The sequence below is a fragment of the Vibrio frigidus genome (assembly GCF_042465995.1).
In the GTDB taxonomy this organism is placed as follows: domain Bacteria; phylum Pseudomonadota; class Gammaproteobacteria; order Enterobacterales; family Vibrionaceae; genus Vibrio.
The window spans coordinates 85,704-104,252 of sequence record NZ_JBCDMC010000013.1 but is presented as its reverse complement, the minus strand read 5'-3'; the positions used below and the strand labels follow the sequence as shown (position 1 = coordinate 104,252).

At 42.2% G+C, this 18,549-nt stretch carries 14 protein-coding genes; 10 read left to right on the top strand and 4 right to left on the bottom strand.

Annotated features, from left to right (window positions below):
- Positions 1–100 precede the first annotated feature (100 nt).
- Genes AACW90_RS19655 through AACW90_RS19645 form a run of 3 tightly spaced genes read right to left on the bottom strand, consistent with a single transcriptional unit; the run spans position 101 to position 5,176 of the window.
- Positions 101–3,202 (bottom strand): efflux RND transporter permease subunit, encoded by a 3,102-nt coding sequence (locus AACW90_RS19655; protein WP_390237907.1) that lies wholly within the window; start codon positions 3,200–3,202, stop codon positions 101–103.
- The gene (locus AACW90_RS19650) at positions 3,199–4,524 is read right to left on the bottom strand and encodes an efflux RND transporter periplasmic adaptor subunit (protein WP_390237905.1); all 1,326 of its coding nucleotides are present in this window, start codon (positions 4,522–4,524) and stop codon (positions 3,199–3,201) included. The genes AACW90_RS19655 and AACW90_RS19650 overlap by 4 nt, the downstream gene beginning before the upstream one ends.
- Positions 4,514–5,176 carry a TetR/AcrR family transcriptional regulator gene (locus AACW90_RS19645; RefSeq protein WP_390237903.1) on the bottom strand — a complete coding sequence of 221 codons (663 nt, stop codon included), beginning with the start codon at positions 5,174–5,176 and terminating at the stop codon, positions 4,514–4,516. The genes AACW90_RS19650 and AACW90_RS19645 overlap by 11 nt, the downstream gene beginning before the upstream one ends.
- A gap of 480 nt (positions 5,177–5,656) precedes the next feature.
- Between AACW90_RS19645 and leuA the strand changes: the two genes are divergently transcribed.
- From leuA to AACW90_RS19620, 5 genes are all read left to right on the top strand, one after another.
- Positions 5,657–7,210: a 2-isopropylmalate synthase gene (leuA, locus tag AACW90_RS19640; RefSeq protein ID WP_390237901.1), complete on the top strand. Its 1,554-nt coding sequence runs from the start codon at positions 5,657–5,659 to the stop codon at positions 7,208–7,210.
- 42 nt (positions 7,211–7,252) lie between these two features.
- Positions 7,253–8,341 (top strand): 3-isopropylmalate dehydrogenase, encoded by a 1,089-nt coding sequence (gene leuB, locus AACW90_RS19635; protein ID WP_390237899.1) that lies wholly within the window; start codon positions 7,253–7,255, stop codon positions 8,339–8,341.
- Positions 8,342–8,432: 91 nt separating this feature from the next.
- Positions 8,433–9,830 carry a 3-isopropylmalate dehydratase large subunit gene (leuC, locus tag AACW90_RS19630; RefSeq protein ID WP_390237897.1) on the top strand — a complete coding sequence of 466 codons (1,398 nt, stop codon included), beginning with the start codon at positions 8,433–8,435 and terminating at the stop codon, positions 9,828–9,830.
- 10 nt (positions 9,831–9,840) lie between these two features.
- On the top strand, positions 9,841–10,443 hold the full coding sequence (gene leuD, locus AACW90_RS19625) for a 3-isopropylmalate dehydratase small subunit (RefSeq protein ID WP_390237894.1): 603 nt from the start codon (positions 9,841–9,843) through the stop codon (positions 10,441–10,443).
- A 160-nt stretch (positions 10,444–10,603) separates the two neighbouring features.
- Positions 10,604–11,386 carry a DUF547 domain-containing protein gene (locus AACW90_RS19620; RefSeq protein WP_390237891.1) on the top strand — a complete coding sequence of 261 codons (783 nt, stop codon included), beginning with the start codon at positions 10,604–10,606 and terminating at the stop codon, positions 11,384–11,386.
- Between the two features lie 142 nt (positions 11,387–11,528).
- Here AACW90_RS19620 and djlA read toward each other — a convergent pair whose 3' ends face one another.
- Positions 11,529–12,386, bottom strand: a complete 858-nt coding sequence (gene djlA / locus AACW90_RS19615; protein ID WP_390237889.1) for a co-chaperone DjlA — start codon at positions 12,384–12,386, stop codon at positions 11,529–11,531.
- A gap of 228 nt (positions 12,387–12,614) precedes the next feature.
- Here djlA and lptD point away from each other — a divergent pair, with 228 nt between their 5' ends.
- Genes lptD through apaG form a run of 5 tightly spaced genes read left to right on the top strand, consistent with a single transcriptional unit; the run spans position 12,615 to position 18,537 of the window.
- A complete protein-coding gene (gene lptD, locus AACW90_RS19610) occupies positions 12,615–14,939 on the top strand; it encodes an LPS assembly protein LptD (protein ID WP_390237886.1) in 2,325 nt (774 codons plus the stop codon).
- Positions 14,940–14,982: 43 nt separating this feature from the next.
- Positions 14,983–16,278 carry a peptidylprolyl isomerase SurA gene (gene surA, locus AACW90_RS19605; RefSeq protein ID WP_390237883.1) on the top strand — a complete coding sequence of 432 codons (1,296 nt, stop codon included), beginning with the start codon at positions 14,983–14,985 and terminating at the stop codon, positions 16,276–16,278.
- Complete coding sequence (pdxA, locus tag AACW90_RS19600; RefSeq protein ID WP_390237880.1) at positions 16,278–17,297, top strand: 4-hydroxythreonine-4-phosphate dehydrogenase PdxA; 1,020 nt, start codon at positions 16,278–16,280, stop codon at positions 17,295–17,297. The genes surA and pdxA overlap by 1 nt, the downstream gene beginning before the upstream one ends.
- Positions 17,298–17,299: 2 nt before the next feature.
- Positions 17,300–18,106: a 16S rRNA (adenine(1518)-N(6)/adenine(1519)-N(6))-dimethyltransferase RsmA gene (gene rsmA / locus AACW90_RS19595; protein ID WP_195706579.1), complete on the top strand. Its 807-nt coding sequence runs from the start codon at positions 17,300–17,302 to the stop codon at positions 18,104–18,106.
- 50 nt (positions 18,107–18,156) lie between these two features.
- A complete protein-coding gene (gene apaG / locus AACW90_RS19590; protein ID WP_390237876.1) occupies positions 18,157–18,537 on the top strand; it encodes a Co2+/Mg2+ efflux facilitator ApaG/CorD in 381 nt (126 codons plus the stop codon).
- Positions 18,538–18,549: the final 12 nt, after the last annotated feature.

Below are 18,549 nucleotides of genomic sequence, written 5' to 3'. Positions count from 1 at the left end.
TATAATCGGAATCGATTACAGCCTAAATTCCCATTCAAACGGGAATTTAGGGATACTTTTCTTCGCAGAACCCCATTACGTCTTTGCGGAAATAGTGACGCTAGATTTCTTTGTGTTTATGGATAAAGCCCCAATCAGCCAATATGGAGTAGGCTGCAGGAATCATAAACAATACCAACAATGTAGAGGCAAAAATTCCGAATACGATCGAGATAACCAGCGGTTGTATTACTTGAGCTTGCAAACTTGTCTCGGTAAGCAGCGGTAACAAACCCGCCGCAGTAGTCATAGAGGTTAAAAATACGGCTCTAAATCTTTCTCTACTCGCCTTCACGACCGAATCGTGCACGCTGTCTCCCTCATCGACATGATGTCGTATATATTGAACAAGCAATATAGAGTCATTAACCACGATACCTGCTAATGAAACAAAGCCCATCATACTCGGCATACTAAGAGAGTGCCCCAAAAGAAAGTGCCCCCAAACTACACCAATAAAGGCAAGGGGTATCGCAAGCATCACTACGAAGGGTTCTAGGTAGCTCCGGAATTGATAACTAAGAATGACAAAAACACCAAAGAGACCAAGCAAGAAACCTTTACCCATCGATGCGGCGGTTTTAGCAGAGTCCTTAGATTGACCTTCAAAGTCAAATCGCAAGCCGGGATATTTTATCTTCAGCTTCGGGGCTTGTTCCGTTTGGAATTGAGAAATTATCGATGCCGAACTGACTTTTGAGTTATCAACATCGCCATAAACACTTATTGTCCTAAGCCCATCTATTCGCTGGATGCGTACATAATTTCTCTGAAAATCTAACGTTGCAACCGTGCCAAGGGGCAGTTGGCTGCCGTCAGTCATTATGATGGGGAAATTAGCTAATTGCTGTAAGTTACCCGCTTGAATCTTATCTAAACGCACTTCAATGGATATATTTTCAACCCCAATTTGAATCTCGTCGGCTGTCTGACCAAAGAATGCTGATCTAAGTTGATTAGCAATAATCTGTCCGTTTACACCATAGGTTTCTGCGCCGGGACGAAGCTTGATCAATACTTCTTCCTTGCCCATACGCATATCGTCTAGAACGCCGTAAACACCGTAAAACTCATTCAGGTATTCTTGTATATCAATAGAGGCCGCTTTCAACTCATCAAGGTTGTCGTGTTTAACGCGGATTTCTATATCTCGACCACCCGGCCCCATTGTTGGTTGCTTAAAGACCAACGAAATAGGCTCCGCTAGTTCACCAATATCTTCGCGCCATGCATCGACAAAATCATCAATCACAGTATTACGAATCTCTGCCCCCAAAAGGTCCAGACGCACTGTCGCTATATGTGGCCCAGACTCATCGGCATCCTGATTGGCATTGAATTGGCTGGTAATGTGCTGCACAAGTGGCACACCATCTTCCACTTCCTCTGTCCACTTGGTATTCAGTCGTTTTGCAGACTCAATCAGTTTATCTACAACAATTTCTGTTTGGCTAAGTGATGATCCTGGAGGTAAAATAATTCTCGCTTCAACAATATCACCATCTAGATCTGGAAACGGGACAAACTTAACCGCACCTCCAACAATAAGTGCAACGGAGGCAAGCAACATAGTGAACACACCACCAATAAAGGCATAGCGGTACTTTACAACCTTATCAACGGCACGAATAAGTGTGGTATTGCGGAAATGTTCAAATCGTTCCAACAGTACTCGTTTAAATTTGACTGGCTGGCGTTCTTTTTTCGCTTTATGCAAAGAATGAGAAAGGTGATTAGGCAGAATTAAAAACGCTTCAACTAAACTTAATGACAGCACAAGAATAAGAACCTGTGGGACAGCTTTGAGTACCGCACCCATTTCACCATCAAGAAACAGTAAACTTCCAAAGATACAGACCGTTGTTAAGAATGAAGAAATGACGCCGGGCAATACTTTTTTAACGCCATTCACAACGGCATCATCTATTTTTTGCCCTCGATCTAGATGCGAAGCGATGGATTCTGCAATGACAATGGCATCATCCATCATGATACCTATTGCCATTAAAAGCCCAACCAAAGACATAATATTGATGGACAGACCCAACTGAGCCATTAAGAATAAGCCACCCAAAAAAGCGACGGGTAAACCGGCGGCGACCCAAAAAGAGTATCGAAAGCTAAAGAACAGCCACATGGTTGCAAATACCAAGACGATTCCCTGCCAACCATTACGTAGCATCATGGTTAGACGATCCCATAACACTGAGGACAGATCATTTGTCAGCTCTAAAGTGACGCCATCTGGAGCGACTAAGCGCATATCATCAACGAAACGGACGACGTTATCTTTAATTCTTAAAGCATCATCTTCTTTGTTTTTGCTTATTTTCAGCACCGCCGATGGATGACCGTCAAACAGCACTTTCTGTTCGTCTAATTCAAACCGATCCGTGATAGTCGCTATATCCTTCAGACGAACAATCGAACCATTAGGACCAGAGCCAACAGCAATCGTATTTAACTCTTCAGGTGTCACCCGTCTTTCATCAAATCGAATCAAAAAATTCTTGTCTGGGGTCTCTATATTACCACTTGGCAGTTTAATATTTTGTTTGCCTATCTGCGTTGCAATATCCCCAACGCTAAGCCCAAGTTGACGAATGGCTTGAGTATTTAGTTCAACTCTATATTGATGATCTGAGAAGCCACTTACGTCAACCAAAGAGACATCGTAATCAAGCTTCATAATGCGCTTTAATTCTTCCGCATAAGCCTTAAGTTCAGGCCACGAAGTATCAGCGGTAATAGCGACATCAACAACGGGCTCATTCCAATCGAGTTCTTGAACAACTGGGGATTCAATTTCTGACGGAAAGTCATTTATTGAATCGATCTGAGTCTGCACATCCACCAGCATTCTACTGATGTCGGCCTTTTCACTTAGCTTTATTATCAGTCTTGCCGAACCTTCGACCGCTTCACAGCGGGTCTCTTCGATATTCGCGAGGCCATCGACTGCGTCTTCCATACGAATGCAAATGCTTTCTTCAACTTCCTGCGGTGATGCTCCCGGATACACAACACCAGCCATAATATAGGGGGGACTAAATTCGGGAAATGTTTCTCGTTTTATGGTTGAAAGTGATGTGATACCCAATATAAGCAGGGACAACATCAATAGATTCGATGCGGTTGGATGCTTAGTAAAGAAACGGATCATGCCGCATCCTCCTCAACTGGCACTGGCTGTGCACTTTCGATTTTGAGCAGCATACCTTGTAGAGCAGGTAATAAATCATTTAATACCAATCTCTCCCCGTGCTCTAATTCGCCATCAATCACCACCTGGTTATCTCTACGATACAAAACAGAGACCGGTCTAATATCTAATTTGTTGTCCACGTCCATGATATACACGCTGTCACCATGAAGCGCGCGCTCTGGTATTACCCAACTCGGGTTTTCTTGACCAATTAGTTCCGCACTGACAAACATACCATTCACTAGTGGAGGGATATTGCTCGCGTTTAATGTCGAGTAATCTTGCTCGATTTCTAAAATAACCCCAGCGGTCGCCTGCGTAGCGTCCACCGTTTCACTTATACGAGCGACTTTTGCAGACCAACGAGCGGTCAAACTACCACTAGACAATTCAATCCAAGAGGTAATGCCACTCATATCCGGTTGCGAAACACCTGAATCATTGTTTATGAAATAGGCCAAACTGGAGGCAATCAATTGCAAATCATGAATAGACAACTGTGCTTCCACTTCCATCGTGGTAGTACCATGTGCTGTCACCATCGTTTGTTGAAGGTTTACAACTTGATTGTCTTCAATATCGACCTCGGCAATACGAAGGTCTTGCGGCAATATAATCGAGGTTTTCTCTAGTGAGCGTTTTGCCTCTGTTACCTTAGATTCATTTACTTTTACCTGAGCTTGAGATACTTTTCTTTCATCAGGATAGAGAGATAACTGATTCTGCATATCCTGCACCAGTTTTTGCTGGGATAGATAGGTTTGATTTTGCTGATCGACATCAGATTGAGAAGTAAGTCCTCTCTTTTTTAGATTTAGCTTTCTATCCAATTCATTTTGACTGATTGAAAGTCGGTTTTTCTCTATCTTCACTGTTCCTTTTAGATTTTTTTCTTCTTGGTTAAGCTTGGCTAATTGCGTTTTGCTGGAACTTAGATCGGCTTCTGCTTGGGCAAGTTTCAATTCATAATCTAGTGGGTCGATTCGCAATACCTCTGTTCCCGCTTGAAGAATACGACCTTTTTCTAACTCAGGATTTCTGTAAACAACCTTACCCGTAACCTCAGCAATCGCTTTCCACTCAAACTTAGGCGCAACCTTTCCAAAACCGATTGCAATTGGTGCCATCGCCTTTAACTCTAAAGGCATCACTTTTACTAATCGCGCTCTATCCCCAGCGGGTTTGACAGAGAGATCCGGCTTCATTTTGATAGCAGTAAACAGAATAACAATACCAATAGCCAAAACTGGAAAGAAAAGAAGTTTGCGATTAATGTTCATTATTTTCCCCAAGAGAAATTTGATGTTCTGGTGACAAAAAACCATGTGTTAAGGTTTTTATATTATGTTCTAAAAGTTGTTCAAGAAACGACGAGTTTAGCTCTACACCATGGAACTCCAGCATGGCGCGAGGGGCGATAAAAGGAAACACCATCATACTAATAAAAGTAACACGACACAGTTTTGGGTCTACTCCTTCTCTGAGGACTCCCTCTTCCAAAAGACGAATAAACATCGTTTCTTGTGCCGGTTTTGTCACCTCTTTGAATATTTTTTCAATTAGTCTGCGCTGCATATCCGATTCAGACATATTCATTATCTGGGCTATCAAGCGAGGAAATTCAGGTGTATTAGCCATAGTTTGATAATAAGCCCGCATTAAACCAATTAAACTATCTTGACTAGAAGATTTAACCATCGCCTTCATTTGCTGATTAATCGGCTCCATAGTGTCTCGGATTACCGTTTCAAATAAACCTTGCTTATTACCGAAATAATAGCGAATCATGGCAATATTTACGCCGGCACTGTCTGCCACTAATCGCGTAGATACCTTCTCATATGGCATCACCATATAAAGCTCTCGAGCATGACTAATCAATTTCTCTCGTGCCTGAGTACTCTCGCTAGGCCTGCCCACTTTTCGTGGCATAATTACGCTCCAATTAATCAACTGATTAATTATAGTTGCCTTTAGCCTAAAAATGGTACTCGTTTAATTCATCAATATTTGTTTATTCGATTAATTAATAACGTATTTCCTTGTGAAAGGATGGCATGGGTATATAGAACTTTAAAAACAAGAATGATTTATGCCATTTTCACTCATGTATAATTTTGAATAAAAACCCAACATATGACTTGACGCAAGTCATCTAGTGCGGTACTAATTGAAACATAAATTTGTGGATATCATTTACTTTTGGAAAAGAACATAAAATGACATTTAATTTTTCGACACTCCTCAACCTCCTCCTTATCGTGAAACAATCGCGCGGGTAGGCAGTGGACGAAAAACACCACATAGATTTCTAAAAGCCCGCTAACAAGCGGGCTTTTTTATAACTAAATAAAACTCAACAGCCAGTTAACAGAGACAAATGGTTAACATAGAAACGAAAAGGAAGCAGGTATGAACGATCAAGTCATTATATTCGACACCACATTACGTGATGGCGAACAAGCACTTTCAGCAAGCTTAACGGTAAAAGAGAAGTTGCAGATCGCCTATGCCCTCGAACGTCTCGGTGTCGATGTAATAGAAGCAGGGTTTCCTGTCTCCTCACCGGGTGATTTTAAATCGGTGCAAACCATTGCTAAAAATATCAAAGGTAGTCGTATCTGTGCACTATCGAGGGCGGTAGCCAAGGATATTGATGTTGCGGCTGAATCATTGAAAGTGGCAGAAGCATTTCGAATCCACACGTTTATTTCTACCTCCACAATTCATGTAAAAGACAAATTGCGTCGCGATTATGATGATGTCGTGGAGATGGGCGTTCAAGCAGTAAAACGCGCTCGAAACTATACCGATGATGTGGAGTTTTCTTGCGAAGATGCAGGGCGTACGCCTATCGATAATTTATGTCGTATGGTAGAGGCAGCAATCAATGCTGGAGCAACAACCGTAAATATCCCGGATACTGTCGGATACACAGTACCGAGTGAATTTGGTCGCATTATCGAACAACTTTTCAACCGTGTGCCTAATATCGATAAGGCGGTTATCTCTGTTCACTGCCATGATGATTTGGGCATGTCGGTCGCAAACTCTATTACTGCCGTTCAGGCAGGTGCTCGTCAGGTTGAAGGTACCATTAATGGTATTGGTGAACGTGCAGGTAATTGCTCGCTAGAAGAAATAGCGATGATAATCAAAACTCGTTCAGAGTTGATGGGAGTTCACACGGGTCTAAAACACGATGAAATACACCGTACGAGCCGCCTTGTTAGTCAGCTATGTAATATGCCAATTCAAGACAACAAAGCGATTGTTGGTGCTAACGCATTTAGTCATTCTTCTGGCATCCATCAGGATGGCGTATTGAAAAACAAAAATACCTACGAGATCATGACGCCTGAGTCTATTGGACTTAAAAACAAAGCGTTGAACTTAACCAGCCGTAGTGGCAGAGCAGCAGTTAAAAGTCATATGGATGACATGGGCTACAAAGAAGAGTCGTACAATCTAGATGCACTTTATGATGATTTCTTAAAACTAGCGGATCGTAAAGGCCAGATCTTCGATTATGACCTAGAAGCGTTAATGCATTTTGCTAATCTTCGTGATGAAGATGACTTCTACAAATTGAACTATTTGAGCGTACAATCGGGTAGCGTAATGGCAACCACCTCAATCAAGTTGCAGTGTGGTGATAAAGAACAGTGTGAGGCTGCGGTAGGTAACGGCCCTGTTGATGCTCTTTATCAATGTATTTATCGCTTGACTGGATACGAAATAGTGTTGGATAAATTCGATCTCACTGCAAAAGGTGAAGGCGAAGATGGCCTTGGTCAAGCTGACATTATTGCTAATTATAAAGGCTGTAAATACCACGGAACAGGTCTAGCCACCGATATCGTAGAGGCTTCAGGTCAGGCACTATTACATGTAATAAACAGCATTCATCGTGCGGATCAAGTGGCCGAAATTAAGCAGTTGAAAAAAAATACACAAACCGTTTAAAAATACCGATTACAATTTAACATACACAGGAAAAACATGACCATGGCAGGCAAAGAATACAAAATAGCCGTTTTACCGGGAGACGGCATTGGCCCGGAAGTAATGCAGCAAGCACATAAAGTATTAGACGCTATAGAGAAGAAGCACGGAATGAGCTTCTCTAAAGAAGAACACGATGTAGGTGGTATCGCTATCGATAATCACGGCTGCCCGTTACCGGAAAGCACGGTTAAAGGTTGTGAAGCAGCCGATGCGGTTCTATTTGGCTCGGTAGGTGGTCCAAAATGGGAACATCTACCGCCAAATGATCAACCAGAGCGCGGTGCTTTGCTTCCATTGCGTAAGCACTTCCAGTTATTTTGTAACCTTCGTCCAGCCCAAATTCACGCAGGGTTAGAGTCTTTTTCACCACTGCGTGCCGATATTTCAGAAAAGGGATTTGATATCGTCGTTGTGCGTGAACTAACGGGTGGTATTTACTTTGGCCAACCGAAAGGTCGTGAAGGCGAAGGACCAAATGAGAAAGCATTTGATACCGAAATCTATCATCGATATGAAATAGAGCGTATTGCTAAAATTGCCTTCGAATCTGCTCGTTTACGCAACAAAAAAGTATGCTCTGTCGATAAAGCCAACGTTCTACAAAGTTCTATTTTGTGGCGTGAAGTTGTTGAAGGTATCGCTAAAGACTACCCAGATGTTGAGCTATCACATATCTACATCGATAACGCGACAATGCAGCTCATCAAAGATCCGTCTCAGTTTGACGTGATGCTTTGTTCGAACATTTTCGGCGACATTATCTCTGACGAATGCGCCATGATTACTGGTTCTATGGGTATGCTTCCGTCGGCAAGCTTAAATGAGAGCAATTTTGGCCTGTACGAACCAGCTGGCGGATCCGCCCCTGACATTGCAGGCAAAAACATAGCAAACCCTGTTGCTCAAATTCTCTCTGCTGCTTTAATGCTTCGCTACAGCTTAGGTGAAGAGCAAGCAGCACAAGATATAGAAATGGCGGTATCTAGAGCGCTAGAAGCCGGAGAGCTCACTGGAGACCTTGCTAGTGACAAGCCTGCTCTATCTACATCTGAAATGGGCGACAAAATCGCTGGTTACATTTTTCACTAATAAAAATAGTTACTTGAATAAAAACGTTTAACTTAATAGAAAATGGCTGCTCCATATCGAGTAGCCAGTCGACTCCATCAAGGAAGAAGCAATGTCTAAAACCTTATATGAAAAAGTCTACGCTGCTCACGTCGCTGTTGCAGCCGAAGGCGAAAACCCGATTCTATATATCGACCGTCACTTAGTTCACGAAGTCACGTCACCGCAAGCGTTTGATGGCTTGCGTGAGAAAGGTCGTAAAGTACGCCAGTTGGGTAAAACCTTTGCCACAATGGATCACAATGTTTCCACAACCACCAAAGACATTAACGCTTCGGGCGAAATGGCTAGAATTCAAATGGAAACCTTATCGAAAAACTGTGAAGAATTCGGTGTTACCCTTTATGACCTAAACCATAAATACCAAGGCATAGTGCATGTTATGGGGCCTGAGCTAGGTATTACCCTTCCAGGTATGACCATTGTGTGTGGTGATTCACATACAGCAACACACGGTGCTTTCGGTTCTCTGGCTTTTGGTATCGGTACATCCGAAGTGGAGCATGTATTAGCAACGCAAACATTAAAGCAAGATCGCGCTAAAACGATGAAAATAGATGTCCAAGGTAAGGTAGCCGACGGCATAACAGCGAAAGATATCGTACTGGCTATCATCGGCAAAACAACCGCTGCCGGCGGTACAGGCTATGTCGTTGAGTTCTGTGGTGAAGCGATACGTGACCTTTCAATGGAAGGTCGTATGACTGTCTGCAATATGGCCATTGAACTTGGAGCTAAAGCAGGGCTTATCGCACCAGACCAGACCACTTTTGACTATATCCAAGGCCGTGAATTTGCACCTAAAGGCGCAGACTGGGATGCCGCAATTGAATATTGGTCGTCGTTAAAAACAGATGATGATGCAACCTTTGATGCAACTGTCATCCTTGAAGCTTCGAGCATTAAACCTCAAGTCACCTGGGGGACAAACCCAGGTCAGGTTATTGCTGTTGATGAACCTATTCCTGCTCCTGAAAATTTTGCAGATGCAGCAGAAAAAGCTTCCGCTATAAAGGCATTAGCCTATATGGGCTTAGAAGCTGGAAAAGCATTAACTGACTATAACGTGGATAAAGTGTTTGTTGGTTCATGTACAAACTCTCGTATAGAAGATATGCGTGCAGCCGCGGCAGTTGCAAAAGGTCGCAAAGTTGCCGATCACGTTCAAGCGCTGATCGTTCCGGGATCTGAGCAAGTTAAAGCTCAAGCGGAGCAAGAAGGCCTTGATAAAGTATTTATCGACGCTGGTTTTGAATGGCGTTTGCCAGGTTGCTCTATGTGTCTAGCAATGAATAATGACCGCTTAGGTCCAAAAGAGCGTTGTGCTTCAACCAGTAATCGTAACTTTGAAGGTCGTCAAGGTCGTGATGGTCGTACACACTTAGTCAGTCCAGCGATGGCTGCTGCTGCAGCAATTGCTGGTCATTTCGTTGATATTCGTAAACTATAAGGAGCAAACAATGTCAGGTTTTAAAAATCACACAGGCTTAGTTGTCCCTCTGGATCTTGCAAATATCGATACGGACGCCATTATTCCAAAGCAGTTTCTTCAAAAAGTAACACGATTAGGGTTTGGTCAGCACCTTTTTAATGATTGGCGCTTTCTAGATGATGCAGGTCAACAACCTAACCCTGAATTTGTCATGAACGAGGTTCGTTATCAGGGCGCTTCAATCCTTATCGCTCGTGAAAACTTCGGCTGTGGTTCGTCACGCGAACATGCACCGTGGGCGCTGGCAGATTATGGTATCAAGGTAATGATTGCGCCAAGTTTTGCTGATATTTTCTACGGTAACTCAATCAACAATCAAATGGTTCCTGTGCGCTTAACCGATCAGCAAGTGGATGAAATATTCCAATTTGTTCAAGCAAATGAAGGCGCTCAGGTTACCGTTGATTTAGAAGCGATGAAAGTAACCGCAAACGACAAACAATACTCATTTGAAATAGATGAGTTCCGTCGCCACTGCTTACTTAACGGCTTAGACAATATTGGATTGACGCTTCAACACGAAGAAAAAATATCTGCGTATGAAGATACCATCCCCGCATATATGAAGTAGACGTGGTAAATAACCAGTTTTGAGCGATTGATTCGAATCACTCGCTCAAAACTGGCTCATCTTAATTAGGATTAGAGTCCTCATCAATTTTAATTCAATGAAATTTAATTCTCACTTTCATGGTCTATCCTAATGAACATGTTCTTCAATTGGATTACCTATGAAATACTTATTACTTAGCATTGGCTTACTCTTCTCGGCTTTTTCCTTTTCAGCTCCAAAGGCTGAGCTTTGGGACTATTGGAACCGCACGGACGAGCAAAACACTCAAGCTATCTCTCATCTTAAGTGGCAATATTTTTTAGATAACTATCTTGTTGAAAAGAAGGAAAACACACTTGTTCGCTATAAAAATGTGACGCCATCTGATAAGCAGCAGCTCAAGTCTTATATATCAGATATGGCTAAGCTCGATCCTCGAATCTACAATAAAGCAGAACAATACGCTTATTGGGTAAACTTATATAACGCGCTGACCGTGAATGTTATTCTGGACAACTACCCTATCAAATCTATTACCAAACTAGGTGGGTTGTTTAGCTTTGGTCCATGGGGTGATGAAATAGTCACCGTTACAGGTAAAAAGCTAAGCTTAAACGATATTGAACACAGAATTCTAAGACCAATCTGGCAAGATGCTCGTACTCATTATGCGGTCAACTGTGCAAGTTTAGGCTGTCCCAACCTACAACCGGTCGCATTTGATGCAACGAATCAAGAGATGTTGTTAGAGCAAGCGGCGGGGAGTTTCATCAATAGCAATAAAGGTATTAAGCAGTCAGGTAACAGCATTGTACTGTCTTCTATTTACGAGTGGTTTCCCGAAGATTTTGGTTCTAAGGAGGCACTGACCAATCATCTAAAAAAATATAGACCAACGCTTTCTCTTAACTTCGATAAAGTTAAGTACGATTACAATTGGGACCTAAACGAGGCCAAATAATGATGCTGTACTTTCTCTAACCAAATACTGTCATTCCTGTAAAAACAGGCAAAATTGTACTTCTGTTGTCTCCACTTTCGTGGAGACAACAGACTTTGATAACCTCAAGCCCGTCATTCTCGTGAAAACGAGAATCTATGTTCTATTTAATCCCTTTCTCTTTTTTAATCAGATCATAAGCCGCTTGAATATCCTGTGCTTTCTCTTTGGCCATTTCCATCATTTCAGGAGGTAGACCTTTTGCTACAAGCTTATCTGGGTGATGTTCATTCATGAGTTTACGATAAGCTCGCTTCACTTCTTTAGAATCCACATCATCAGTGATGCCTAATACTTTGTAAGCATCCGTAAGCTGATCCGCTGTCGTTGCTTGTTGCCAAGCCCCGCCTTGCCCTTGAGAATGATTCCAACCGCCAGCACCGCCCTCTCTTTGAAAACGAAAGGCCGCCTCTTGCATTTGCAATCTCTGTTCAAGCTGCTGAGTTGAAAACCCTAACCCTTTAGCGATAGCATGCAGAACGGTCCTTTCTGAAGGATGAAGATCGCCATCAGCAAATGCGGCTGATATCTGCAACTCTAAGAAAAACTGTAAAAGATCATGCCTTCCTCCAGATGATATACGAACCCGCTCAAGTATTTCGTTCAACGGAAAACCACTGGATTTACCCTCGCGGAATGCATCTTGAGCCGATTTTTTCTGATCACCTCGAAGGTTCATTCGTTGCATCATCGTGTCAGCGAGCTGGATCTCTTCTTTTGTTACTTGCCCTTTGGCTTTAGCAACATGCCCCATAACAGAAAAAGCAGCCTTAAAAAACTCTGCCTGTTTTTCCGCTTGATTGGGTCCACCTGAAAACGCGCTGGATGCTCTAAATCCTGCTTGGCTAAGTCTTCTTGCTTTATCAAACTGATGCCCTAAGAACAAACCAAACAGTGCGCCAAAAGCTCCTCCAAAAAGGAAACCAAAAAATATGCCTAAAATTTTGCCAAAAATGTGCATTATTATGCTCTCAATTATGAATTTTTGTTATGTATTGCGATCTTACATTGTTTGAACGCTCAATTGCTTTGAATTAAAAATAACTTCGAATTAGCGACACAACTCAATAGTTAAGATTGTTTTTGATGCCCATCATCACAAGTTCAGGTTATTATAAGGAACATTTTATATCAGAACAGGTCTATTTGACCTCTGAATGAATCAAGTTACACAGGATAGTTAAACTCGATGCTACTTTTCCCTCGCACACTGTTAGCTGCATCTATTAGTGCAGCCGTATTCGTGCCAACAACTCAAGCTGAAACGTCACAAGACCCTAGTGTGCAGGAAATGCCCTCTACAGATCAATGCTTGATTGTGGATTCATCCACCAAAAATGACACAGAAGTCCCTGTGCATGTTGAAGCTGATAACGTCGAAGCGATAAATGGCGATAAAGCGACCTATACTGGTGAGGTTGTTATAACCCAAGGACATAAGCGCATATCCGCTGATACAATAACCTTACACCAACAAGATAATATTGTTGTTGCTGAAGGTAATGTGCATTCTTATGATGGCCAGATCAAAACCATTTCGGATAAAGCCACAACGAGTCTAGATTCAGACGTTGCCACACTGGAAAACACTCAATATGAGTTTCTATGTGAGGATGGACGTGGTGACGCAAAGGTTATTTATCGTAAAGATAAAGCATTTTATGAACTGGAAGATGGCACGATCACTTCCTGTCCAGAAGGTGACAATTCATGGAGACTAAGAGCGTCGTCGATTGAAATTGATCAGATTGATGAAGAGGCAACGCTGTTTAATCCAAGAGTTGAGGTTCTCTCGGTTCCCATTTTTTATCTGCCTTATTTAACTATTCCGATCGGTGATACCCGCAAAACAGGTTTCCTATACCCAGCCATCTCCTTAGACAGTAAAAATGGTTTCGGACTGACCGTTCCCGTCTATTGGAACCTTGCTCCTAATTACGATCTACAAACTGATTTTAATTACATGGAGAAACGCGGTACGCAACTTGATGCGAAGTTTCGTTACCTCACAGGTATAGGTTCCGGCTCATTCAGTACAGAATATCTTCCTGATGACAAAAAATACCTCGATAAAGGCGACCGCTGGGGTTTTAACTGGAGTCATACAGGCGTATTTAAAGAGGCATGGAAGTTTGAAATTGACTACTCAAAAGTCAGTGATATCACTTATTTTACCGACATCGATTCTAATATAGGTAATCGTGAAGACGGGCAACTGCTTCAATCTGGCGAAGTATCATACCGATCCGAACGTTGGGATACCACATTATTGGTAAGAGACTTTCAGGTATTGTCAACCGGCAGCTATCCCTATCGTTTGATGCCTCAATTAGAATACAACTATTACGCACCCCACTTTTACTCTAAGCTCGATTTTAATTTATTAAGCCATGTCAGTCGATTCGAAACGGATGACCCAGATAGCCCATCCGCTACTCGTTTACACTTTGAGCCAACGCTAGCCTTGCCGCTATCCACGACTTGGGGCACGTTTACTGCTGAAGCAAAGCTGTTTCAAACCTATTATGAGCAAGATCTTGACAACCTAACCACAAGCAATGATTACGAAGAACAGGTTTCAAGAACCATTCCTCAGATAAGAATTCATTCAGGATTGTATCTAGAGCGAGATACCTCTCAAATTTTAGGCTATACCCAATCACTTGAACCGCAGATTCAGTATTTGTATATTCCTGAAGAGGATCAATCGGAAATCTATTCTGGATACGATACAACCAAGCTACAACTTGATTACGACGGGCTTTTTCGCAGTAAAAAATACAGCAGTGTTGACTATATTGCTCCAGCAAATCAATTCAGCTATGGTGCATCTACGCGTTTCTTTGATGATGAATTTAAAGAGAGAATGAATCTCTCATTTGGACAGATTCTCTACCTCAATGATTCCTATAATGATTCCGTCTCAAATGAAAAATCATCATCTTATTCAGCTTGGGCATTGGATACTGAGTTTAACTACGATGACTACCTTTATTATCAAGGTGGATTTCAATTCGACACGGCGTCATCTAAGGTACAACTTGCTGATAGCACATTGGAATATCGATACTCAGGTGGGTACAGCCAACTAAACTATCGTTACGTTTCACTAGATTATATTGCTAACAATGTCGACTTTATCAGCGAAGATGATTATACATCCTACACACGTGAAGGTGTCAGCCAGTTAGGGTTTATCACCGCTTATGACCTTGGCCGAAGTTGGAAGCTAAATGGACAGTATTTCTACGATACCAACGAAAAAGTGAACCTTGAGTGGTTAGCAGGAGTCAACTATACCAGTGATTGTTGGTATATCGGCTTCTCATACAGCAATCAACTCTACAGTTGGGATGAAATAGGGGTTGGCTCACCGACCTATGAACAAAACTTTACGGTGAATTTTGGTATTGTAGGCTTTGGCCAAACGATAGCCGGTGGTTCAGGTTTAGCTGGTGTCGATTCATCTAATGCCGCTTTAGGCTATAGTCGACCTTTCTCTCTTGGAAATTAACAGTCTTGCCATCGAGCAAGACGAATTTATTGGTATACATTAAATGAAAATGTGGAAACACACCCTAATAGTTTTTTTATCTGTACTGTCAGCCTCAAGCATGGCAGCACCCGTTGAGCTAGATAGAGTCGCGGTCATCGTAAATGATGGTGTCATATTGCAAAGTGATATTGATATCGCGATTGTCACGCTTGAAACCAACTCGAAGAAAGGCAGCCAAGCTTTGCCAGATATCGACGTATTACGTGAGCAAGTATTAGAAAAGCTTATCGTCGATACTATCCAGTTCCAAGAATCAGAACGCCTTGGGGTAAAGATCGATGACAACCGTTTGAATCAAGCGGTTCAAGAAATCGCCAAAGAAAGAAACCTAACTGTCGACCAACTACAAAACTCGCTCACCGAAGATGGGGTGAGTTATGCCACGTTTCGAGAGCAAGTCAGGAAAGAGATTGCGATTTCCGAAGCTCGTAATGCACTCGTTCGTCGTAGAATCAACATATTACCAGCAGAAGTAGAGAGCTTATCCGAACAACTCGCTACCGAGACCAACGCCTCTGTACAATATCGACTTCAACATATCCAATTGCGACTTGAAGAGGGTACCGACAAACAAGCACTTGAGAAAGAGGCCAACGATATTATTAAGAAGCTTGATCAGGGTGAAGATTTTTCTACCATGGCAATCAGTTACTCAAAAGGACCTAAAGCATTAGAAGGTGGTGATTGGGGATGGCTACGTAAAGAAGAAATGCCAACAATATTTGCGGATCAAATAACAACGCAGGCAAAAGGAGCGGTTATTGGGCCATTTCGAAGTGGTGTTGGGCTTCATATCATCAAAATCACGGATACTCGAGGGTTAGAAACTGTCGCAGTCACAGAAGTTAATGCCCGCCATATATTGATCAAAACTTCGGTAATACTCAGTGATGAAGGCGCCCAAAAACAACTACAGAACTACGCTCGTCGCATCGAATCTGGAGAGATCAAGTTTGGTGAGCTCGCAGAGCAACACAGTCAAGACCCAGGTTCTGCGGCTAAAAATGGGGAGTTGGGCTACCAAACCCCAGATCTATATGTCCCAGAATTTAAACACCAAGTAGAGATATTACCCATTGGTCAAATAAGTGAGCCGTTCAAGACCGTTCACGGCTGGCACATTGTTGAAGTACTTGATCGACGTGAAGTTGACAAAACAGATACAGCACTGACCAATAAAGCCTATAGAATTCTTTTCAATCGTAAATTTAATGAAGAAGCCTCAGCTTGGATGCAAGAAATAAGAGCCAGTGCGTTTGTTGAATTTATTGAAAATGGCGAAGGTGAAGAACAATAATGTCGACCAGAAGAATTATCGTCACAGCAGGAGAGCCCGCTGGAATAGGGCCAGATCTTGTCTTAGCTTTATCACAATCGAATTGGACACACCAGATCGTGGTCTGTGCAGATAAAACCTTGTTAGCTCAAAGAGCAGCAGAGCTTGGGATCAATGTAACGCTTGTCGATTACGATGTAACCATCGCGGCAAAACCCCAACAGGCAGGATCACTGCTTGTTGATCATATTTCACAAGCTGAACCTTCAATCGCGGGTCAATTGAATGAAAAAAATGGCCACTACGTCTTAGCGACATTAGAACGGGCCAATAATGGGTGTATGAGCGGAGAATTTGACGCTGTCGTAACCGGTCCGGTCCATAAAGGCGCGATCAATCGAGCCGGTGTCGCTTTCAGTGGGCATACCGAATTCTTTGCTGAGAAGTCAAATACGCCCTTAGTAGTCATGATGTTAGCAACAGAAGGACTGCGTGTTGCTTTAGTCACTACCCATTTACCATTAGCTTATATATCAAAAGCCGTTACAGCAGAGCGGCTAGAGAGTATAATCCGCATCCTTCATGACGACTTGGTCAATAAGTTCGCCATCAAAGCGCCTAAAATCTATGTATGTGGACTCAATCCTCATGCAGGAGAAGATGGATGTTTAGGTGATGAAGAGATCAAAACGATCACCCCAACCCTTGAAAAGCTTAGGGCTGAGTGTGATTTTGATTTAATTGGGCCGTTACCGGCAGACACCATTTTTAATGAAAAATATTTAACAGACGCAGATGCCGTGCTTGGTATGTACCATGATCAAGTATTACCTGTGTTGAAATATAAAGGTTTTGGACGATCAGTAAACATTACTCTTGGTCTACCCTATATAAGAACATCTGTCGATCACGGTACAGCACTGGATCTGGCAGGAAAAGGGCTAGCGGACACAGGAAGTTTCCAAACAGCCCTTAAACACGCGATAGAATTAGTTGAAAAAAAACCTTTTGTTAATAAGGGTCCTTTAATTGAGAGATAATAATGAGAAATGATGTCCACTTGGGACACAAAGCGCGTAAACGTTTTGGTCAAAACTTCCTGAATGACCCCTATATTATTGATGGTATTGTTTCTGCTATCAACCCTTTACCCGGGCAAAACCTTGTTGAAATTGGACCAGGACTTGGTGCAATTACAGAACCCGTTGGGAAAGAGATCGATAAATTTACCGTTATTGAACTTGATAGAGATTTAGCTGAACGTTTACGTAATCACCCCGATCTTTCGTCCAAACTGACGATTTATGAAGGTGATGCGATGAAATTTGACTTTACTCAGTTGATTAAACCAAACAATAAATTACGTATATTTGGTAATTTGCCTTATAACATCTCTACACCATTAATGTTTCATCTCTTTAAGTTTCATAAAGATATTCAAGACATGCACTTCATGTTACAAAAAGAAGTCGTCAATCGATTAGCCGCAGGCCCTGGTAGTAAAACATATGGTCGATTGACCGTTATGGCTCAATATTACTGCAAAGTTGTGCCTGTGTTAGAAGTGCCACCAACCGCCTTTATCCCACCACCTAAAGTAGATTCAGCCGTCGTTCGTTTGGTTCCCTATGAAGAGATTCCTTATCCTGCAACTGACTTAAAATGGTTAGATAGAGTATGCAGAGATGGGTTCAACCAAAGACGTAAAACAGTCAGAAACTGCTATAAGCACTTGTTAGATACTGAAACATTAGAAGCTCTAGGTGTCAATCCAGGTATGCGCCCTGAGAATTTAACCCTTGAGCAATTTGTCGACATGGCAAACTGGTTAGAGAAACATCACAGCTAGAATAAGAAGCCCACAACGCTATTATCGACAATTGAACTATTGAGGTGAACATGGACGTTATTCAACCTTGTATCAAATGCCAAGTACACGCTAAGTATGTAGAAGAGCAATCTCAACCGGAACATAAACGGTACGTGTTTGCCTACATCATCTCCATCAAAAATCTAAGTAACCAGACGGTTCAACTCATTGGAAGACGCTGGTTAATTACGGATGCAGATGGAAAGCAGATGACAGTTGAAGGTGATGGTGTTGTCGGGAAGCAACCCTACATAAAAAGTAACGACGACTACACCTACACAAGTGCAACCGCAATAGAGACGCCTGTTGGTGTAATGCAAGGTCAATACATAATGAATGATGCAGACGGTGCTGAATTCATCGTAGAGATCGATCCGTTTAGCTTAGCTATCCCAAACATTTTAAATTAAAGAGTGTAATTA